Annotated in this window: 19 protein-coding genes; 9 read left to right on the top strand and 10 right to left on the bottom strand. The window is 66.7% G+C overall.

Going from position 1 to position 18908, the window contains the following annotated elements; genetic code table 11:
* Positions 1 to 8: 8 nt before the first annotated feature.
* The 4 genes from rfbB to V7S63_RS24235 all read right to left on the bottom strand — a co-directional run bounded on the left by rfbB (position 9) and on the right by V7S63_RS24235 (position 4027).
* On the bottom strand, positions 9 to 1064 hold the full coding sequence (rfbB, locus tag V7S63_RS24250) for a dTDP-glucose 4,6-dehydratase (RefSeq protein WP_336532096.1): 1056 nt from the start codon (positions 1062 to 1064) through the stop codon (positions 9 to 11).
* A 231-nt stretch (positions 1065 to 1295) separates the two neighbouring features.
* On the bottom strand, positions 1296 to 2180 hold the full coding sequence (locus tag V7S63_RS24245) for a glycosyltransferase family protein (RefSeq protein ID WP_336532095.1): 885 nt from the start codon (positions 2178 to 2180) through the stop codon (positions 1296 to 1298).
* Between the two features lie 111 nt (positions 2181 to 2291).
* Positions 2292 to 3044: an extensin-like domain-containing protein gene (locus tag V7S63_RS24240; protein WP_336532094.1), complete on the bottom strand. Its 753-nt coding sequence runs from the start codon at positions 3042 to 3044 to the stop codon at positions 2292 to 2294.
* Between the two features lie 188 nt (positions 3045 to 3232).
* Positions 3233 to 4027, bottom strand: coding sequence for a response regulator (locus V7S63_RS24235; RefSeq protein WP_091835122.1), 795 nt, complete (start codon positions 4025 to 4027; stop codon positions 3233 to 3235).
* Here V7S63_RS24235 and V7S63_RS24230 point away from each other — a divergent pair.
* The 4 genes from V7S63_RS24230 to V7S63_RS24215 all read left to right on the top strand — a co-directional run bounded on the left by V7S63_RS24230 (position 4014) and on the right by V7S63_RS24215 (position 6969).
* Entirely contained in the window at positions 4014 to 4322 is a 309-nt protein-coding gene (locus V7S63_RS24230; RefSeq protein WP_336532093.1) for a hypothetical protein, read from the top strand. The two genes, V7S63_RS24235 and V7S63_RS24230, sit on opposite strands and share 14 nt — an antisense overlap.
* A 46-nt stretch (positions 4323 to 4368) precedes the next feature.
* Positions 4369 to 4584, top strand: a complete 216-nt coding sequence (locus V7S63_RS24225; protein WP_143079709.1) for a NepR family anti-sigma factor — start codon at positions 4369 to 4371, stop codon at positions 4582 to 4584.
* Positions 4571 to 5131, top strand: a complete 561-nt coding sequence (locus tag V7S63_RS24220) for a sigma-70 family RNA polymerase sigma factor (RefSeq protein ID WP_091835116.1) — start codon at positions 4571 to 4573, stop codon at positions 5129 to 5131. Before V7S63_RS24225 ends, V7S63_RS24220 begins: the two co-directional genes overlap by 14 nt.
* Before the next feature lie 113 nt (positions 5132 to 5244).
* Positions 5245 to 6969: a sensor histidine kinase gene (locus V7S63_RS24215; protein WP_336532092.1), complete on the top strand. Its 1725-nt coding sequence runs from the start codon at positions 5245 to 5247 to the stop codon at positions 6967 to 6969.
* Here V7S63_RS24215 and V7S63_RS24210 read toward each other — a convergent pair.
* The 3 genes from V7S63_RS24210 to V7S63_RS24200 all read right to left on the bottom strand — a co-directional run bounded on the left by V7S63_RS24210 (position 6894) and on the right by V7S63_RS24200 (position 10097).
* The gene (locus tag V7S63_RS24210; RefSeq protein WP_336532091.1) at positions 6894 to 7766 is read right to left on the bottom strand and encodes a transglutaminase family protein; all 873 of its coding nucleotides are present in this window, start codon (positions 7764 to 7766) and stop codon (positions 6894 to 6896) included. The genes V7S63_RS24215 and V7S63_RS24210 overlap by 76 nt on opposite strands.
* 112 nt (positions 7767 to 7878) lie before the next feature.
* On the bottom strand, positions 7879 to 8154 hold the full coding sequence (locus tag V7S63_RS24205; protein ID WP_091835108.1) for a hypothetical protein: 276 nt from the start codon (positions 8152 to 8154) through the stop codon (positions 7879 to 7881).
* Between the two features lie 131 nt (positions 8155 to 8285).
* Positions 8286 to 10097: an ABC transporter ATP-binding protein/permease gene (locus tag V7S63_RS24200; RefSeq protein ID WP_336532090.1), complete on the bottom strand. Its 1812-nt coding sequence runs from the start codon at positions 10095 to 10097 to the stop codon at positions 8286 to 8288.
* A gap of 123 nt (positions 10098 to 10220) precedes the next feature.
* Here V7S63_RS24200 and V7S63_RS24195 point away from each other — a divergent pair, with 123 nt between their 5' ends.
* The 3 genes from V7S63_RS24195 (at position 10221) to V7S63_RS24185 (ending at position 12572) form a co-directional block, all read left to right on the top strand.
* Positions 10221 to 10982: a Crp/Fnr family transcriptional regulator gene (locus tag V7S63_RS24195; protein ID WP_244543840.1), complete on the top strand. Its 762-nt coding sequence runs from the start codon at positions 10221 to 10223 to the stop codon at positions 10980 to 10982.
* 137 nt (positions 10983 to 11119) lie between these two features.
* Positions 11120 to 11920: a class I SAM-dependent methyltransferase gene (locus tag V7S63_RS24190; RefSeq protein WP_100959958.1), complete on the top strand. Its 801-nt coding sequence runs from the start codon at positions 11120 to 11122 to the stop codon at positions 11918 to 11920.
* 91 nt (positions 11921 to 12011) lie between these two features.
* Positions 12012 to 12572, top strand: a complete 561-nt coding sequence (locus V7S63_RS24185) for an NADPH-dependent FMN reductase (RefSeq protein ID WP_091835096.1) — start codon at positions 12012 to 12014, stop codon at positions 12570 to 12572.
* Between the two features lie 7 nt (positions 12573 to 12579).
* Here the strand turns inward: V7S63_RS24185 and V7S63_RS24180 are convergent, their stop codons facing one another.
* A complete protein-coding gene (locus tag V7S63_RS24180; RefSeq protein WP_336532089.1) occupies positions 12580 to 13095 on the bottom strand; it encodes a hypothetical protein in 516 nt (171 codons plus the stop codon).
* 129 nt (positions 13096 to 13224) lie between these two features.
* Between V7S63_RS24180 and recQ the strand changes: the two genes are divergently transcribed.
* Positions 13225 to 15063 carry a DNA helicase RecQ gene (recQ, locus tag V7S63_RS24175; RefSeq protein WP_336532088.1) on the top strand — a complete coding sequence of 613 codons (1839 nt, stop codon included), beginning with the start codon at positions 13225 to 13227 and terminating at the stop codon, positions 15061 to 15063.
* Between the two features lie 118 nt (positions 15064 to 15181).
* Positions 15182 to 17620 (top strand): DNA topoisomerase (ATP-hydrolyzing) subunit B, encoded by a 2439-nt coding sequence (gene gyrB / locus V7S63_RS24170; protein WP_100959962.1) that lies wholly within the window; start codon positions 15182 to 15184, stop codon positions 17618 to 17620.
* Positions 17621 to 17794: 174 nt separating this feature from the next.
* Here gyrB and V7S63_RS24165 read toward each other — a convergent pair whose 3' ends face one another.
* Together V7S63_RS24165 and V7S63_RS24160 are read right to left on the bottom strand one after the other, a co-directional pair.
* Positions 17795 to 18064: a hypothetical protein gene (locus V7S63_RS24165; RefSeq protein ID WP_336532087.1), complete on the bottom strand. Its 270-nt coding sequence runs from the start codon at positions 18062 to 18064 to the stop codon at positions 17795 to 17797.
* Positions 18065 to 18160: 96 nt separating this feature from the next.
* Positions 18161 to 18892 (bottom strand): ABC transporter permease, encoded by a 732-nt coding sequence (locus V7S63_RS24160; RefSeq protein ID WP_100960776.1) that lies wholly within the window; start codon positions 18890 to 18892, stop codon positions 18161 to 18163.
* Positions 18893 to 18908: the final 16 nt, after the last annotated feature.

Here is an 18908-nt window from a genome sequence, read left to right as displayed (position 1 = left end):
GGTTCAGTTCAGGCGGCGCCGAGCCGCTCGCCGCGATAGACGCCCGAGCGGATGTCGCCCCACCAGCCGGCATTTGCGAGATACCATTCAACCGTGCGGCGCAGGCCCGTCTCGAAGGTCTCCTTCGGTGTCCAGCCGAGCTCCCGGCCGATCTTGCCGGCGTCAATGGCGTAGCGCGCATCATGGCCGGGGCGGTCGGTAACATAGGAAATCAGCCGCTCATGTGGGCCGGCCGGATCGGGGCGCAATTCGTCGAGGATGGCGCAGATGCCCTTCACCACCTCGATATTGGCCTTCTCGTTGTGACCGCCGATGTTATAGGTCTCGCCGACGCTGCCGTTTTGCGCCACGGCCAGCAGCGCGTCGGCGTGGTCGTCGACATAGAGCCAATCGCGCACATTAAGGCCGTTGCCGTAGACTGGCAGCGGCTTGCCCTCGAGCGCGTTGATGATCATAAGCGGGATCAGCTTCTCGGGGAAATGATAGGGCCCGTAATTGTTCGAGCAGTTGGTCATCAGTGTTGGCAGGCCGTAGGTGTGGTGCCAGGCGCGGACGAGATGGTCGGAGGCGGCCTTCGAGGCCGAATAGGGCGAGTTCGGCTGATAGGCCGTATCCTCGCGGAAGAAGCCCTCGTCGCCCAGCGAGCCGAAGACCTCGTCCGTCGAGATGTGATGGAAGCGGAAGGCCGCCTTGCGGGCGTCGTCCAGCCCGCGCCAATGACGCAGGGCTTCCTGCAGCAGGGCGAATGTGCCGACGATATTTGTCTGAATGAAGTCTCCGGGCCCATCGATCGAGCGATCGACATGGCTCTCGGCCGCCAGATGCATGACGATATCGGGATCGAATTCAGCAAAGATCGCACGCATGCGCTCGCCGTTGCCGATATCGGCCTGCTCGAAGCGGTAGCGGTTGCTGCCTGAGACGGGAGCGAGCGAGGCAAGATTGCCGGCATAGGTCAGCTTGTCGACGACGCAGACGCTGTGATCAGTCCCGGCGATCAACTTACGAACGACCGCGGAACCGATGAATCCGGCGCCGCCGGTGACGAGGAATTTCAATGACACGCCGCTTCGCTCCGGAGAGTCGACTGTTGAAGAGAGCCGTTAGGAGGCGGCAAGGAAGAAACAGCCCGCCCGTGTTCTGTCAAGCAGGGGCAACTGTCGAGCGCGTTGCCGCGGGGTTCGATCGCCAGAGCGACGGCGCTCTACGATCTCTGGATAGGTGACGCGATGATGCGAAGGCGTCGCCATGGCCGAAAGAGCTTCGAGCGACCGGCCATGCGGTGCCATTTCCGATCAAGCTATGCTCGCCGGAGCCGGCCCGAGCTGGCCCCTCAAGCCATCCGCGAGCCCCGCGCGAACGGGCCCGAGGGAGCCTGGCGGCCCCTTCAGCCCCAGAAGCCCGACCTGAGCGGCGAGCGCCAGGCATGATCTGAGCCGCCAGCGCATGGGCACATGAGCCAACCGAGCGGTCGCGATCACGTTGCGCGCATAATAGTAGTTGCGCACCGGCGCATGGCGCAGGATCTGGGGCTTGCCTAGTTCCTCCTCGCTCACCGCCTCGCCCCAGCGGTGCGGCATGGCAAGATCGTTCGCCAGATAAGAGCCAAAGCCACGATTCCAGGCCCGGAAGCCCCATTCGACATCGAGCCCGGCGATGAAGAAATCTTCCCGGAAGGGGCCGATCGCGGCATAAGAAGCGACACTGACCAGTGAGCCCGAGGTCGGCGCGAAATCGAGCGGGGACAGCCCATCGGCACGCGCCTGCCCCCGCCACTCATAGCGTATCGGCTTGTAGAATCCCTCCGGCGGCGGCGTCAGGCGCGGGCAGAGTACCGCAACTTTCTCACCTTGCCCCTCCAGCGCGACCGCGCGCGCGGTCAGTGCGTCGAGCAGATCGGCCGGCGGCTCACTGTCCTGGTCAAGCAGCATCACGTGGCTGAAGCCTTCGCGGCCGGCAGCCTCCATCACGCCGTTGAGGCCCCGCCCTAGACCCAGGTTCTCCGCATTGGAGATCAGCCGCAGCTGCGTCGGAGCAAAGGCCGCCTCGACCTCGGGCGCGATCGGCCCATTGGTGAAAGCGAACAGGCGACGCCCACGCAAGCCTTCCGCTTGGCGCGTCAACAAGGCGCGGTCCGGCCGGTACAGCACCACTCCCGCACAAGCGCGCACGCCTGGCATCTGCGCCTCTTGCGATGTCACCGTGCGACCATCCCTGTCGTAAGCGCTACGCTTTAGCCTCTCCCGCCTGGCCACCGCAACCTCGCGAGGTATCGCGATGGCCGACCACGGTCATTGACAGAAGCGGCTTGAGGCCGCCCGGCGCTGCTGGATATCGACATGGAGATGGTTGGCGTGGGCGGCGTCCGCGCCCGGACCAAGGACCGTCATGAAGGCGCCGCAGGCTGATTGGCGCACACCGTCCAGGAAGCGCGACTGCTCCAGGCCCTTCGGCCGCTCGACCACCACGACCGCTCCGCCCTGTTTTTCCTCGCCCAGCTCGAAGGCGAAGATGTCGAGCGCCTGCCCGGTGGCGTGCTCGCTCAGCGCACCTGACGCCTGACGATTGCGCCGGCGGCATTCGTGCCCGCCGCCGACGCGCAACGCCGTCAGCTCGCGACCGAACGCCCCGCGCGCCAGAGGCTGAAGGCCGCTGTCGAGCCACAGCGAAACGGCCCGCGCCAGCTCACAGCTCAGCGTCGGTGGCGGCACCAGTCTGACCTGCCCCGGCCCGGCGGCGGTACGGACTGCAAGCGCATCGACCACGACCGGATCGACCACGCGGCAGCCTTCCGCCTCCGGCTTCGGGGCCGGCGCGATCGGACGAACCCTGTTCCCGGGGATGCCTGCCAGCATCCGCACGCAGCCACTGCCTTCTGTCGCGGAGACCGGCTTGTCCTCCGGCGGAATGATCGCCGGAGCCGAGGCGGGCTTCTGCAGGGAGGCGGGCCGCGGCGGGGGCCGTGGCGCGTTTGTCGGCTTCGCGTCCTGGCTCGAGGCCCGATCGGCCTCGACCAATCCGGCGGAGGCGACGATGGCTGCCAAGCAACCCCACCAGATGGGCCTGCGCCGATACATGCGTTCAGCCGACGGTCGTGAACAGGACCGTGATCGAAGCCGCGACAATCAGCGCCGCCAGCAGAGCCATGGACATGACCGATCTCCCTCGCATCCCCCGGGCCGGGGCAACGCGAGGGATGGCCGATTTGTTCCCGGTCACCTCGATCGGTGGGTCAGGCCGCCTTGCGGCCGGCGCGGCGATCGAAGAAAAGCGCCTGGCTGATCGCGGCCTTCACCGCTTCCGGCTGGAACGGCTTGGTGATCAGGAAGGCCGGCTCCGGGCGGTCGCCGGTGAGCAGACGCTCCGGATAGGCGGTGATGAAGATCACCGGCACCTCGATCGCGGCGAGGATTTCGTTGACCGCCTCGAGGCCGGAGCTGCCGTCGGCCAGCTGGATGTCGGCCAGCACCAGGCCCGGCCGCTTCTTGGCGACGAGCGCGATGGCCTCGCGATGTGTCCGGGCGACGCCGGTGACGTTGTGGCCGAGCTCCTCGACCATGGTCTCGATGTCGAGGGCGATGATCGGCTCGTCCTCGATGATCAGCACGTCGGTGGCGACCTGCTCGGCGATCTCCTGACCGGCGGTCTGAACGAGGGCTGCGGCGTTGCTCGGGGCGATGTTCATGACCTGCGCGACCTCCTCGATGGAGAACCCTTCGACCGTCCGCAGCAGGAAGGCCTGGCGCGAGCGCGGCGTCAGCGCGTCGAGATTTCGCTCGGCGGCGGAACGCTCCGTCTCCGGCGCCGATGCCTGGGTGTTGAGTCCTACGGACGACCACATCTGCAGGAACAGCCGGTAGAGGCCGACCCTCGCGCCGAGATCGCGCGGAAAGGTGCCGGGGTCGGCGATCAGCGCTTCCAGCGTCGCAACGACATAGGCATCGCCGCTGGCCTGCGTTCCGCTCAGCGCCCTGGCGAAGCGACGCAGATACGGCAAATGCGGCGCGATTTCAGTGGCGATCGACATCCTGCTATCCCCCACGAAGTCCGGCCCGATCTGCTTTCGATGGCAGCTGATCGGGTCGGTCACGATCCAGAATTCAGAGGCGGAACCACCGATCGGACATCCGACCAGACAAAATCCCACCTCCATCAAAGTTGCAGGAGAGAAGCACTCAAGTTACTGTTATGACAAGAAAATTATTTTTCGTCCGGAATGGAACCTTTTGCTTTCGGCCTCGTTATTGGGCCGAATGAAGGTACGTTTCCGGGTGGTTGCGCGCCGGCGTGCCGATGAGCGTGCGTGGCGTGGTTGGGTGTGATCGGCGAACATGTCGGCATGCCAATGGAGCTAGGGTGATGAATTTGATGAATGCCGATCCGCCCGAAGCGGCAAGGGCCGAACCGGACGACGAGAGGGTGCTCGACCCGCGTGTGCAGGAATCAATCGGCCGATCCCTCAAGGCGCATTACGACGACCTGATCAGTGCGCCGGTGCCCGACCGGTTTCTGGTGTTGCTCGCCCAGCTCGAGGATACCGAACGGCGCCTCAAAGCCGAAGGCGGCTCCGATGAGCGCAGCTGACTTCAAGGACGGGCTGATCGCTGAGATTCCGAATCTGCGCGCTTTCGCGGCGTCGCTTTCGGGCTCGATGCAGCTCGCCGACGATCTGGTCCAGGACACGCTGCTCAAGGCCTGGGGCAATGCCGAGAAGTTCCAGCCCGGCACCAGCCTGCGGGCCTGGCTCTTCACCATCCTGCGCAACACCTATTACTCGCTCTACCGCAAGCGCGGGCGCGAGGTGCAGGACAGCGAAGGCACTTATGCCGACAGGCTCGCGACCCACGGCAACCAGGAGAGCCATCTCGATCTCGCCGATTTCCGCAAGGCACTGGCCAAACTCCCCGAGGAGCAGCGCGAGGTGCTGATCATGGTCGGCGCCACCGGGCTGTCCTATGAGGAGACCGCCGAGATCTGCGGCGTCGCGATCGGCACGATCAAGAGCCGCGTCAACCGGGCACGCGCCAAGCTGGCGGAGCTCCTGTCCATCGGCGGCGTCGACGATCTCGGCCCCGATCGCCGGATCACCGCAGCCGTGCAGCGCGCCGGACCTGAACCCGTCGGCAGCTAGAGCAGGATGCGAAAAGGTGCGACCGGTTTTTCGCAGGGATCCTGCTCTGAACTCCTGGAATGGATCACATTTTCTGATTCTGGATCGGTTCGATCCAGAATCATCGTGATCTGATGGCCCTTTCGCTGTTCAGGACGGTCCGCGGCCGCCTCCTGGCACTGATGGTCGCGATCGTCCTGCCTATCGCCTGCCTGACGGCGGCGGCGGCGGTCGCGACCTATCGGACGGTGTTCGAGGCAATCCAGACATCCCAGGCGCGTGCAGCGGATGATTTCGCGGTGCGCGCCCGCGTCTGGTATCGCGGCGCGCTGCGCTCGCTCGTCGCCAGCTCCACAGCGATCCGGGCGGCAGCGCCGGCGGCGGACAGCTGTGGGCGCATCGCCGAGAAGGCCATTGCCGCGGTCTACGGCTACGAGTCACTGTTGCTGCGGGTCTCCGGCCAGCCGGACTGTGTCGGTGGGCTCGGAGGCAGTGTCCCGCGCGGTGAGCTCACGGCCGTGGCGAACCAGCTCGCCACGCGGCCTCCCATCAAGCTCTGGGGCGGCACCGAGTTTACCAAGGCCCGCTACGATCAGGTGACGATCGCCGGCCGCTCCTATCTCGCCATCTATAGCGAGTTCGATGGAGGCGATGCGCTCCTGCTCACCAAGCCGGACCCGCTCGACGATACCTTCGACCTCGGCAGCAGCGACAAGGGCATGATGGCCGCGCTGCTCCGGCGCGGCGGCGACGTCGTGGTCGCGCGCGGCGGCGCGCAAGCCGATGCATCCTGGCTTCCGAACGCCGAGATCGTACCCGAACCGACCGCGCATTGGGTTGCGCGGAGCCGGGCCGGACCAAGCCGGACCTACGCAGCCCGCATGGTGGCCGAGCCGGATCTCTATGTCGTGGCGAGTTTCGACGGCACGGCGGAGCAAGCTGCGCGGACGCAGTTCTACATTCTGCTGCTCGCACCCCTGCTGACGCTGACTCTCCTCGGCCTGGTGTATATGAAGGCGATCGACCAGCACTGCGTGCGCTGGCTGCGCGGTATCGAGACCACGGCCCGGGCGAGGTCGAGCTCGGCCAGTGCCCACGTCCCGCTCTCCGACGAGATGCCGCGCGACATCCGCAGCGTCGCCGAGGCCTTCAATGCCATGGTCGACGAGCAGGAGGTGCGCCAGAGCAAGCTCAGGCTCGCGCTCGACGACAACCGTTTCCTGGTCCGCGAATTGCACCATCGGGTCAAGAACAGCCTCCAGGTGGTTCAGAGCTATATCGGCCTGACCAAGCGCGACCATCGGGGCGAGGCGCGGATGGCGCTGTCGGATGCGGAATGCCGCGTCCATGTGCTGTCGGCCGCCTATCGCTTCACGCTCGCCGACGGCGAGATGCAGCCGGTGCGGATCGACCTGTTCCTCGACGACGTCGTGGCGATGGTCTCCAGCCTAATCCTCGCCCGCGGCCAGCGGCTCGAAAGCCGCATCGAGACGCAAGCTGTCCTGCCGATCGACCGGATCATCCCGCTCGGCTTCCTGATCGTCGACGTGGTCAGCCGGGTGCTGCGCACAGCTCCGGGCATCGGCCTCGAACTCGCCGTGACCGCAGCCGGCGACGGCATCCTCGATATCGCCATCAGCTCCGACCGCGACACCACGCAGATCGCGCCGCCGCGCCTGTTCGCCGGACTTCTGATGCAGATCGAAGCCGTGGAGATCAGCCCGCCGCAGGGGCGTAGCCTCGGCGTCTGGCGCTTGAGTCACGGCGCTCAGCGCGACGAGGCTCAGCCGAGCTTGTCGACCGGCGTGATCTCGACGCCGACGCTGAGTCCGAGGAAGGCGCCGGTCGGCCCGACATAGCTTCCCGACACCGGCGAAGCATCCTCCGGTACACGCGCCACCGCGACCCGCAGCAATTGCCGGTCGGCGACGAGGTCGTTGGTCGGATCGAATTCGACCCAGCCGTCATTGGGAATGAAGACGTCGGCCCAGGCATGGGTCAGCCCGGCCACGGAGGTCATCGCCCCGCCCTGCGGCGAGCGGTCATGGATATAGCCGGTGACGAAGCGCGCGGCGAAGCCGAGCCGGCGCGCCAGCTCGATGAACAGCCAGGCGTAGTCGCGGCATGAACCCGCCCCCGCTTGCAGGGTATCGAGCGGATGCTGCGTCCCCTCGTCGAAGCGCACGGCATAGCTCAGGCTGGCGTTGATCTCATGCGCCAGGGCACGCAGCAGGTGGCCGCCGTTGAGCCGGGTCCGGAACGCCTGCAGCCAGGCGTCGAGCGCGCCATCGGGATCGGCGGCGGCGAGATCGAGATAGGGCTGGAGGACGGCCCGCTCGGCCGGGGTGTAGTTGATATCGGAGCTATCAATGTCGGGCTCGAGCCGGGCGCGCGGCAGCGCCGAGCCGAAGCGCTGGACGACGAGCTCGCTGACGACATCGAGCGTGTCCGACGGGCCAGCGAAGCTCGCCATGGCGACGGGGTTGCCATAGGCATCGTGCATCCAGCGCAGCGCGGCCGGCGGCGAGATGGCGATCGCGGTGTCGATGACGCGCAGATCGAACGAATCGCGCGGGCGCAGCATCAGCCGGTGCGGGCCGAAGACGACCGGCTCGGCGTAGCGATAGGTCGTCGCGTGGCGAATGCGCAGATACATTTGATCTCCAGCCGATCCATCTTACCTCGCCATCATGCGAAAAGCCGCCTCGCGGCGGCTTTGCTGGTCAGGCAGGTCAACTACGCGCGAGCGCCGGATCGGTTCCGGAGTTTTACCGCAGAACGGTGTTGCCCTTGAGGCTGGCCTCGCGCTGCGAGGTCGGGACGACGCGATGAGCGAAGTCACGGCGCATCTCGGCCGGATTGACCGCCGCGAACTGGACGTCGGCCGGGGCGCCACGCTGGAGCTTGGTCTGGGCGACCGCTTCCGAGCTCTCGCCGAAACCATTCTGGTACGAGGCGCCCATGGTCAAGGCGGTCACGACCAGCGCCATGCCGCCGAAGAAGGTAGCAGCGCGCTTGAAGGGGGCAAGGCTGGCAGTCGGCATCTTCGCTCTCCCGGTTCGTGTGGTCGTTCTTGAAAGGCGGAACGGCTTTTCAACCCGTCTGGCAGGGAATTGTTCCGGTTTGGGCGAAAATCGCAGCGATCCCGATTCTTTCTTCGGGCGCGATTCGTTCTTCAGGCGACCGAGCGATCATTGGCGGCTTCGCGCCGGCGGAAGAGCCGCCAGAGCGACCGGGTCAGGCGCTTCGAGGTCAGATGCGCGCCGGCCTCGCGCTTCTCGAAGGTGATCTTGCGCTCGTGGAAATCCTCGAGGCCCGGCCGATGCCCCACGCTGATGATCGTCGCATAGGAGAGCTCGCTGTCGATCAGCCCGAGCAGAGAATCCTGGCTGGCCTCGTCGAGCGCCGAGGTCGCCTCGTCCATGATGATGATGTCGGGCCTCTGGATCAGCAGCCGGGCGAAAGCGATGCGCTGACGCTCGCCGCCGGACAGGGTCTGGTCCCAACGCTCCTCCTCGTCGAGCCGTCGCCCGAGCGAGGCGAGCCCGCAGCGCTTCAGCGCGTCCCTGACCGCCTCGTCGTCGACGCGGCTCTCCGCTTCCGGATAGAGCAGCACGTCGCGCAGCGTGCCGATCGGCAGGTAGGGCTTCTGCGGCACGAAGGCGATACGCTTGCCCGGGGGCAGCTTGATCGAGCCCGCGCCCCACGGCCAGAGGCCCGCGATCGCACGGATCAAGGTACTCTTGCCCGTGCCGCTCTCGCCGGCGACCAGGACCTTCTCGCCGGCCGCGATCACGATCGACGCATCGGCGATGACGATCCGCCCGTTGAGATGGGCGATCGACAGATCCGCGATATGGATGTCGTCGTCCTCGCTCTCGCCCAGTTCGATCTGGGTCTCGCCTTCCATGATCGTGCCGACGTCGAGCGCCTCCAGCGCTTCGGCCAGCTCGTCGACGCGTCTCACCGAGGCGAACCACTCCGCCAGCCGGACGAAATTGTCGACGAACCAGATCAGGGCGGCCTGCACCGCGCTGAAGGCGGCGACGACCTGCATGACGGCGCCCAGGGTGATCTCGCCCGAGAGGTATTTGGGCGCGATCAGCAGCAGCGGCACGATCGGGAACAGCGCGCCATTGGTGTTCAGCACGATGGCGATGACGCCCTGCTGCCGAATCACCTTCAGCCAGGCAGCGACGACGCGACCATAGTTCTCTCCGACCGAATCGCGCTCGTCGGCGTCGCCCTTGATCAGGGCGATGCTCTCGGCGTTCTCGCGCAACCGCGTCATCTCGGCGCGAAACTGCGCCTCGGCCTCGTTCTTGGCGGCGATGCGGGGCACCAGGGGGCGCCCGGCAAAATAGGCCGCGATCGAGGCGATGACCGCGTAGACGATCGCGGCGATCGCCATGTAGCTGGGTATGACGATCTCGGCCCCGGCGAGCGTGAAATGCGCCGAGCCTGCGACTTGCCACAGGATCGCGGCGAAGGTCACCGCGGTCACGAAGGCGCTGAGCAGGCCGATGGCGAACTCGACCAGGGGCTCGATGGACAGGCGGACATCCTCGGCGATGCGGTACTCGGGGGCGCTCTGTTCGCGCGCGACGAACTGCATCCGGTAGTAGCGCTGGTCGGCGATCCACCAGCCCGCGAGGCGCTGCGTCAGCCATTCACGCCAGCGCATCTGCAGCAGCATCCGACTGATCACCAGGCAGGACAACGATGCAGCCGACGCCGCGACGATCAGCGGCAGCCAGCCGACAGCCGTCCAGATCTTGTCGAAATCGCGCTTTTCCAGCGCATCGAAGAAAAGCCGGTTCCAGCTGTTGATGCCGACTGCGGCACCGAGCTGGGCGGCGACGAAGAGCAGCACCGCAAGGGTGAGCGCCCAGGCGCGCAATCTGGTCTTGCCACGCCAGAAACCCAGGGCGACACGAAAGAACTGGCGCAGGCGAGAGCGCCGCAGCCCGGAGGCACGTGATTTCATGCGGCGGCCTCCCCAGCCGATCTGCTAATGCCGAGACGAAGCGCGATTGCTAAGCCAACGCTTTCGCGCCACACACAAACGCAAAGCATTCGCCGCGGGTTCCGGCGGATGAAGGAGCCGGGCGTGATCGTCGCATCGAGCAATCATCGCAATCACCGCAGCCCGTCCTGCCTGGCCTGTCCGTTGCGGCTGAAACCTGCCTTCAAGGACAAATCCGACGAGGAGATCCGCTTCATCCAGGAGATGAAGCTTGATCACCGGCAATTGCCGGCCGGCGCCGACATCATCCATCCCGGCCAGGAGGATGCCGAGCTCTACACGCTCTTTTCCGGCTGGGCCTTCCGCTATAAATCGCTGCCGGACGGACGCCGGCAGATCCTCAATTTTCTTTTGCCCGGCGATATCGTCGGCCTGCAGGCCTCGCTGCTCAGCGCCGCCCAGCACGGCATCGAGGCGCTGACCGAGGTCGAGCTCTGCGTCTTCCCGCGCCGGCGCACCTATGAAATGTTCGGGCGGATGCCGGCACTCGCCTATGAGCTGGCCTGGCTCGGCTCGCGCGAGGAGAGCCTGATCGACGAGAACCTGACCTCGGTCGGCCAGCGCAATGCGCAGGAGCGGATCGCGGCGCTGGTGATCTCGCTCTACCGCAGGGCCGACGCGCTCGGCCTGGTTGCCGAGAGGAGCTTCGTCTTCCCGCTGACGCAGCAGCAGCTCGCCGATGCACTCGGCCTTTCGCTGGTCCATACCAGCAAGACTTGGGCCCGCCTGCGCAAGGCCGGGATGTTCTCGCTCGAGCGCGGCCGCCTCACCATCCACAATCCGCGCCTGACCGAGCGCATGGCGCTGCTGTTCGAGAGCGAGCTTCACCCGCGTCCGCTGATTTGATCGCTGAGGGCCGTGCGGGCGGCCAAGAAATCGCTGGATTCGCCCCGCTCTTGACCCCATATGACAGCGGCGTAACGTCACGGCATTGTCATGTCGCTCCGGCGCGGGCTTTTTGCCTGGCCGCATCGAGGTTCTGGATGGCCCATTCCGCTTCCGGTCAGCGCCTGCGCGCCACTCGCCTCGGGCGCTCGTCCGTGGCCGCGCGGCTGGAGCATGAGGTGCGGCTGACGGCGGCCGATTTCGCCGACAGCGTCGCAGAGGCCAGGCTTCGGGTCGCCGCGGCGCGCTACAAGGTCGAGGACGAAGTCCGCAATACCGCCGGCAAGCTGAAATCGCAGGTGCGCAAGGCGGCCGACGAGGCCAAGGCCCGGTTCAGCGACGATGCCCGCTTTCTCAAGTCCTGGATCGATTCGCCTGGAAGGACCGGCGCGGTCGCGCCGTCGAGCCCTTTCTTGGCCCGGCGCATGGCTTCCTATGTCGATCCGCAGGCGCAAGGGCCGGTGGTCGAGATCGGCCCCGGCACCGGCCCGGTCACCGAAGCGCTGATCGAACGCGGCATCGATGAAGCCAGGCTGATCCTGGTCGAGTACAGCCCGGAATTCTGCGACTTGCTGCGTCGTCGCTTCCCGCGGGCAACCGTCATCGAGGGCGATGCCTATGCGCTCTCGACCACGCTCGCCGGGCATCTGACCGACAGGGCGAGCGCGGTGGTGTCCTCGCTGCCGCTGTTCAACAAGCCGCCGGCCGAGCGGACCGAACTGGTGCAGGACGCCTTTGCCAATGTGCTCAACCCCGGCGCACCCTTCATCCAGTTCACCTATGCGGTGATCTCGCCGGTGCCGCGCAAGGGCTCCGGCCTCAAGGCCCAGGTCTCCGACTGGGTGCTGCGCAATATCCCGCCGGCGCGCGTCTGGGTCTATCGCCGCGCCAAGCCGTGACGGCGTGGGCTTGACGTCGGCCCTGCCTCACTCCGACATCACGAACTGAGAACGCCGGACCCAGCAGTCCGGTTATCAAGTCGGAGTGACCATGCCAAAAATCCTCGTCTTCGCCGGCTCCTGGCGCCCGGGTTCGATGAATACCCGGCTCGCAACCCTGATCGCGAGGAATCTGCAGGATGCCGGAGCCGAGGTGACGCAGATCTCGCTCGGCGACTACCCGCTGCCGCTCATCGACGCCCGTGCCTATGACAACGATCCGCCTGCCGAGGCGAAGGCGCTGGCGGCGCTGGTCGATGGCCATGACGGGCTCTTCATAGCCAGCCCCGAATACAATTCCGGCTATCCGCCGGCACTGAAGAACGCGCTCGACTGGATCAGCATTGTCCGTTCTGGCGGGCCCGGCCTGCGCGGAAAGACCGTCGCGATCGGTGGCGCCTCTGCCGGCAATCTCGGCACCTATCGCTGCCTGACCCAGCTGCGCACCGTCCTCGAGCTCGGCTTCGGCGCGCTGCTCGTGCCGGACATGCTCGCGGTCAACGGAGCCGACAAGGCCTATGGCGAGGATGGCGACTTCACCGACAAGCGCCTGAAGGGCATGCGCGACAAGATGGTGGCCCGGCTGGTCAAGGTTGCGGCGCTGCATCCTTAGGGCGCGGTTACTCCATCCCGCACGGCCCGCTCGCCGGCGACAGGCGCCAGAGCCCGTCATCGGGCCTGGCGGGAATCCGGGCGGCTCCGTCGGCGATCTCCTCGGCATCGTAGGGGTTGGGATTGGCGATGATGCCGGCATTGCGGATGTCGAGCGTGCCGTTCGGGCCGCGCTCGATCCGCCAGTTGCCGGCCTCCCATTCCGGCACGCAGCGCAGCGCCTGCCCGGCCGGCTTGCAGATGCCGCCGAGCTGGTAGTCGAAGCGCTGATCGGCCTTCACGCGCTGGCGCAGGTTGAGATAGAGCGCGACGTAGAAGCCGCCCTGGCCGGCTTCGGCCCAGTTCTGCGGCAGATGGACGAGGCGGATCCGCGTGACCTTCTGCTGCGGGTGGCTGGCGAGATGGGCCGCATCATAGGTCCGCTCCCAGCAGGCGGCCTTCGCCGGCGGCAGCTCGCGCTCCAGCGGCCGGGCTTGCGCAAAGGCGGCAAGGCAGCAAATGGCGACAATCAGGGGCAAGCGCATCATGGCTCTCCTTGCCGGATTGCCGCAGCGTGAGGCACGGGCCGCGGCCGATCCGCCCGGCTTGTGCGAACCGGGGATGGAATCGCGCAATGGCTGGCCATTGTGCTCCGAATCCGGCACATCCTCCACATGTCATCGCCCCGCGAATCAGAAGCCCGCGCGATCCTGAAGTCGGCCTTCGGCTATGACGATTTCCGCCCCGGGCAATGGGAGGTGATCGAGGCCGCGCTCGCCGGCCGCGACGTCTTCGCGGTGATGCCGACCGGCTCGGGCAAGTCGATGTGCTACCAGCTGCCGGCGCTGGTCACAGGCGGTTTGACGCTGGTGGTTTCGCCGCTTATCGCGCTGATGCGCGACCAGGTCGGCCAATTGGTGCGGGCAGGCGTCGCCGCCGCCTCGCTCAACTCGATGAACAGCGAGGCCGAGGCGGCCCAGGCCTGGGACAAGCTCAATTCCGGCGAGCTGCGGCTCCTCTTCGTCTCGCCCGAGCGTCTGGCCGGCGAGGGCCTCGTCGCCCGCCTGCGCCGCCTCGGCGTGACACGGCTGGCCATCGACGAGGCGCATTGCGTCTCGCAATGGGGCCACGACTTCCGGCCGGAATATCGTCTGCTCTCGAAGGTGCGCGAGGCGCTCGGCGACGTTCCGGTGACGGCGCTCACAGCGACCGCCGACCGCCAGACGCGCGATGACATCGCCCAGCAGCTCTTCCCGGCGCCGCCGCACCTCGTCGTCCATTCCTTCGACCGGCCGAACCTGAAGCTCGCCTTCGCGCCGAAGGATCAGCCGCGCCGGCAGATCGACGACTTCCTGAAGGTCCATCGCGGCGGCTCTGGCATCGTCTACTGCTCCTCGCGCGGCCGTACCGAGCGGCTGGCGCAGGGTCTCAGCGAAAAAGGCTGGAAGGCCTATCCCTACCATGCCGGGCTGGAGCAGGCGGAGCGCAACCGCAACCAGGATATCTTCCTGCAGGAGGACGGCGTCGTCGTCTGCGCCACCATCGCCTTCGGCATGGGCATCAACAAGCCCGATGTGCGCTTCGTCGTCCATGCCGACATGCCGGGCTCGATCGAGAGCTATTACCAGGAGATCGGCCGCGCCGGCCGCGACGGGCTGCCGGCTGATACGCTGACCCTCTACGGCGTCGACGACATGGCGCTGCGTCGCCGCCAGATCGACGAGAAGCAGATCGACGAGGAGCGCCGCCGTATCGAGCACAAGCGCCTCAACGCGATGATCGACTTGTGCGAATCGGCGCTGTGCCGGCGCTCGGCGCTCCTGTCCTATTTCGGCGAGGAGGTCGCTCCCTGCCGGCACGGTGAGGCGCAGTTCCGCTGCGATCTGTGCGGGCCGACCGCGCCCGAGCTCACCGACGCGACGCTCGATGCGCGAAAACTGCTCTCGGCGGTGATCCGCTCCGGCCAGCGCTACGGCGCCGGCCATCTCGCCGACATCCTGACCGGGACCCAGACGGAGGCGATCCGGCGCCAGAACCATGACGGCCTTAAGACCTTCGGCGTCGGCAACGACAAGCCCAAGGGGGCCTGGATGGCGATGGCCCGCAAGCTCTTCGCCGCCGGCGCGCTCGCCGAGGCCAGCACCGAGCATGGCGGCTTCTGCCTGACCGGGAAGGGCGAGGATATCCTGTTCGGGCGCGAGCCGATCGCGCTGCGTGTCGACCCGCTCGCGGAACGGCGCTCGCGCCGCGGCCAGCGCGAGGCAGCGCGCGCCGACGGGCTCGATGGCGACACCGCCGCCCTGTTCGAGCATCTGCGCCAGCTCAGGCTGAGCATCGCGCGCGAGGAAGGTGTCGCCGCCTACATCATCTTCACCGACCGGACGCTGATCGCCATGGCGCGGGAGCGTCCGCTCGGCCTCGACCAGATGCGCGCGATCGAAGGGGTCGGCGAACGCAAGCTCACCCAATACGGCGAGGTTTTCCTGGATGCGATCGCGACCTTCACTGGCTAAATCAGCGACTCTCGCGTACGTACGCGCACGCACGTGAAAAAGCCATCCTGAAGCACTATATTCTCCTGACGAATCAAGATCATCGCGGGCGACTGCTCCCCCGCCGAAGGACCCCATCATGAGCGATTCTGCCCGCGACCTCGAGGATGCCGCCTATGGCGCCGATTCCATCAAGGTTCTCAAGGGCCTGGATGCGGTGCGCAAACGCCCCGGCATGTATATCGGCGACACCGATGACGGCTCGGGCCTGCACCATATGGTCTACGAAGTCGTCGACAACGCCATCGACGAGGCACTCGCCGGCCATGCCGACCTCGTCACGGTGACGCTGAACGCCGACGGCTCGGTCACCGTCACCGACAATGGCCGCGGCATCCCGACCGATATCCACAGCGAGGAAGGCATCTCGGCGGCAGAGGTCATCATGACCCAGCTCCATGCCGGCGGTAAGTTTGACCAGAACTCCTACAAGGTCTCGGGCGGTCTGCACGGCGTCGGCGTCTCGGTCGTCAACGCGCTCTCGATCTCGCTGAAGCTCCGGATCTGGCGCGGCGGCAACGAGCATTTCATGGAGTTCCGCCATGGCGATGCGGTTGCCCCGCTCGCCGTCGTCGGCCCGGCCGGGGACAAGCGCGGCACGGAGGTGACGTTCACGCCCTCCCAAGAAACCTTCACGATGATCGAGTTCGACTACAAGACGCTCGAGCACCGGCTGCGTGAGCTCGCATTCCTGAACTCGGGCGTGCGTATCGTCCTGACCGATGCCCGCCATGCCGAGGTCGTGCGCGAGGAATTGATGTACGAAGGCGGCGTCGAAGCCTTCGTGCGCTATCTCGATCGCGCCAAGACGCCGATCATCTCCAAGCCGGTGATGCTCTCGAACGAGAAGGACGGCATCACCGTCGACGTCGCGCTGTGGTGGAACGACAGCTACCACGAGAACGTGCTCTGCTTCACCAACAACATCCCGCAGCGCGATGGCGGCACCCATCTTGCCGGCTTCCGCGCCGCGCTGACGCGGCAGGTCACCGGCTATGCCGAGACGTCCGGCATTTCGAAGAAGGAAAAGGTCTCGCTGACCGGCGACGATTGCCGCGAGGGCCTGACCGCGATCGTCTCGGTCAAGGTGCCGGATCCAAAGTTCTCCTCGCAGACCAAGGACAAGCTGGTTTCCTCGGAGGTCCGCCCGGTCGTCGAGAACGTCGTCAACCAGGCGCTCTCGACCTGGCTCGAAGAGCATCCGAACGAGGCCAAGACCATCGTCGGCAAGGTGGCCGAGGCCGCCGCCGCCCGTGAGGCCGCCCGCAAGGCGCGCGACCTCACCCGCCGCAAGGGCGCGCTCGACATCGCCTCGCTTCCAGGCAAGCTGGCTGATTGCCAGGAGAGGGATCCGGCGAAGTCCGAGATCTTCATCGTCGAGGGTGATTCGGCCGGTGGGTCGGCCAAGCAGGGCCGGGCCCGCGAGTACCAGGCCGTCCTGCCGCTCCGCGGCAAGATCTTGAACGTCGAGCGCGCGCGCTTCGACAAGATGCTGTCCTCCGACCAAGTCGGCACGCTGATCACGGCGCTCGGCACCGGTATCGGGCGCGACGAGAAGGACTCGAGCGCCTTCAACATCGAGAAGCTGCGCTACCACAAGATCATCATCATGACCGACGCCGATGTCGACGGCGCCCATATCCGTACCCTGCTGCTGACCTTCTTCTATCGGCAGATGCCGGAACTGATCGACCGCGGCCACCTTTTCATCGCCCAGCCGCCGCTCTACAAGGCGGCGCGGGGCAAGTCGCAGACCTATCTCAAGGACGAGCGCGCGCTGGAGGACTACCTGGTCGATTCCGCGCTCGACGGCGCCGTCTTCCGCACCGGCGACGGAGCTGAGCGCGGCGGCACCGACCTGCGCGCCCTGATCGAGGAAGCGCGCAACGTCCGCCACACGCTGTCTCAGCTGCATTCACGCTATGACCGGCGCGTCGTCGAGCAGACCGCGATCGCTGGCGCTCTGCGCCCGCAGGGCGAGCGCAGCGAGGCCGAGCTCGCCGAGGCGGCGGCCTATGTCGCGCGCCGGCTCGATGCGATCTCGGACGAGATCGAGCGCGGCTGGGAGGGCAGGGCCGCCGATGGCGGCTTCACCTTCTCGCGGCTGGTGCGCGGCGTGAAGCAGGTCGTCTCGCTCGATGCCGGACTTCTCGCCAGCGCCGAAGCGCGCAAGCTCGACGCCGCTGCCGTCTCCTTGCAGGAGGCCTACGCCAAGCCGGGCGTGCTCAGCCGCAAAGGCGACGACCATGTCGTCAACGGCCCGAGCGACCTGTTCGACGCGATCAACGCCATCGGCAAGAAGGGCGTTTCGCTGCAGCGCTACAAGGGCCTCGGCGAGATGAACCCCGACCAGCTCTGGGAGACGACGCTCGACCGCGACGTGCGTTCGCTGCTGCGCGTCAAGAACGACCAGAACGACGAGGCCGACGACCTCTTCGTCAAGCTGATGGGCGACGTGGTCGAACCGCGCCGCGAATTCATCCAGACCAATGCGCTGAACGCGACGGTCGATACCTGAGCGGCACCGGGTAGAACGCATCGGCCCATTTCGTCATGCTCGCCCCTGTGGCGAGCACCTGCGTCTTCAGCGCCCCACGCGATCAGTGAGGGGAAGGCGTGGGATGGCCGGGACAGGCCCGACCATGATGGGAAGAGTGCCGTTACCGCCCGCGAAACCTGGCGACGCGAGGCTTCAGAAGCCTTGCGGAAGCGTACCGCGACCATAAAGCTCGCCCTGCCCGGCCCCGCTGCCGAGGCCGGAGCGGACATAGGCAGGGCCGCCTTCGCGCGCCGGCGGCAGGCCAAGCTGGAGATCGCCGCTATCCGGCGGCGGCGCGGTCCGCACCACCCGCGTGCGCATCACCGGAGCAGGCTCGGAGACGGAGATCGGCTCCTCGCGCGAGACGCAGCCGCCGAGCAAGGTGACGAGGACGGCAGCCGCGCCCAAATGATAGCGGTTCATGGTTTTTCCAATGCGGGAGGCGCGGGCGACCGCAGCCGAGTCAGTCCGGCGCAACCTGCATGACCCACGCAGTCCACGCAAGCGCCCAAACGGGCCCTAGCGGTGCGTCAGCCGCCGGTCGAAGCGCATCATCAGCGCATTGCAGGTCACCGCGAAGACGGTCAGCAGCAGAGCGATCGCCATGATCGTGTCGATCTGGCCGAGATTGATCGCGCTGGTCAGCAGGAAGCCGAGGCCGCGCTGCGAGGCGAACATCTCGCCGATCAGCACGCCGAGCAGCGTCAGCGAGAAGCCGAGCCGAACGCCAGAGATGATCTCGGGCAGGATCGCCGGCATGATCACGGTGAAGGCGTTCTGCACGGGCGAAAGCCGCATCACCTGCGAGGTCCGGCGATAGACCGGCTTCATCTGGCGGATCGCATTCATCGAGAAGAGCGTGATCGGAATCAGCCCATGCATCACGCCGAAGGCGATCTTGGCGGAGATGCCGAGGCCGAAGCAGAGCAGCACCAGCGGGTAGAGCACGACCTTGGGGATCGAGTAGAGCGTCGTCAGGATCGGCTCGGCGACATTGCCGGCAAGCTTGCGCACCCCGAGCACGATGCCGAGCGCGATGCCGCCGAAGAGCGAGATCGCGAAGGCGGCGACGAAGGCCCGCATGGTCTCGGAGATGTTGAGCCAGAACTCGCCGGTGACGAGCAAGGACGCGAGCTTCGCGACCGTCGCCGCCGGGGAGGCCAGCGAGGAGGCGCCGACCAGGAGATGCAGGCCCTGCCAGAGGACGAGAAGAGCGAGGAGGACGAGGAGCGTCCCGGCGGAGCGTGGCATGGGAGCAGTCGCAAGG

It is taken from the genome of Allobosea sp. CCNWLY174 (genome assembly GCF_037120455.1).
Classification (GTDB): Bacteria; Pseudomonadota; Alphaproteobacteria; order Rhizobiales; family Beijerinckiaceae; genus Allobosea; species Allobosea lupini.
Note: the sequence above shows the minus strand (reverse complement) of the source record. Positions and strands in the feature narration are given on the sequence as shown.

Excerpts from the sequence above, each read along its gene's own strand:
- V7S63_RS24245 (WP_336532095.1), bottom strand. The coding sequence starts at position 2,180 with ATGCCAGGCGTGCGCGCTTGTGCGGGAGTGGTGCTGTACCGGCCGGAC.
- V7S63_RS24235 (WP_091835122.1), bottom strand. The coding sequence starts at position 4,027 with ATGTCGATCGCCACTGAAATCGCGCCGCATTTGCCGTATCTGCGTCGC.
- V7S63_RS24225 (WP_143079709.1), top strand. The coding sequence starts at position 4,369 with ATGAATGCCGATCCGCCCGAAGCGGCAAGGGCCGAACCGGACGACGAG.
- V7S63_RS24220 (WP_091835116.1), top strand. The coding sequence starts at position 4,571 with ATGAGCGCAGCTGACTTCAAGGACGGGCTGATCGCTGAGATTCCGAAT.
- V7S63_RS24215 (WP_336532092.1), top strand. The coding sequence starts at position 5,245 with ATGGCCCTTTCGCTGTTCAGGACGGTCCGCGGCCGCCTCCTGGCACTG.
- V7S63_RS24210 (WP_336532091.1), bottom strand. The coding sequence starts at position 7,766 with ATGTATCTGCGCATTCGCCACGCGACGACCTATCGCTACGCCGAGCCG.
- V7S63_RS24205 (WP_091835108.1), bottom strand. The coding sequence starts at position 8,154 with ATGCCGACTGCCAGCCTTGCCCCCTTCAAGCGCGCTGCTACCTTCTTC.
- V7S63_RS24200 (WP_336532090.1), bottom strand. The coding sequence starts at position 10,097 with ATGAAATCACGTGCCTCCGGGCTGCGGCGCTCTCGCCTGCGCCAGTTC.
- V7S63_RS24190 (WP_100959958.1), top strand. The coding sequence starts at position 11,120 with ATGGCCCATTCCGCTTCCGGTCAGCGCCTGCGCGCCACTCGCCTCGGG.
- V7S63_RS24185 (WP_091835096.1), top strand. The coding sequence starts at position 12,012 with ATGCCAAAAATCCTCGTCTTCGCCGGCTCCTGGCGCCCGGGTTCGATG.
- V7S63_RS24180 (WP_336532089.1), bottom strand. The coding sequence starts at position 13,095 with ATGCGCTTGCCCCTGATTGTCGCCATTTGCTGCCTTGCCGCCTTTGCG.
- recQ (WP_336532088.1), top strand. The coding sequence starts at position 13,225 with ATGTCATCGCCCCGCGAATCAGAAGCCCGCGCGATCCTGAAGTCGGCC.
- gyrB (WP_100959962.1), top strand. The coding sequence starts at position 15,182 with ATGAGCGATTCTGCCCGCGACCTCGAGGATGCCGCCTATGGCGCCGAT.
- V7S63_RS24165 (WP_336532087.1), bottom strand. The coding sequence starts at position 18,064 with ATGAACCGCTATCATTTGGGCGCGGCTGCCGTCCTCGTCACCTTGCTC.
- V7S63_RS24160 (WP_100960776.1), bottom strand. The coding sequence starts at position 18,892 with ATGCCACGCTCCGCCGGGACGCTCCTCGTCCTCCTCGCTCTTCTCGTC.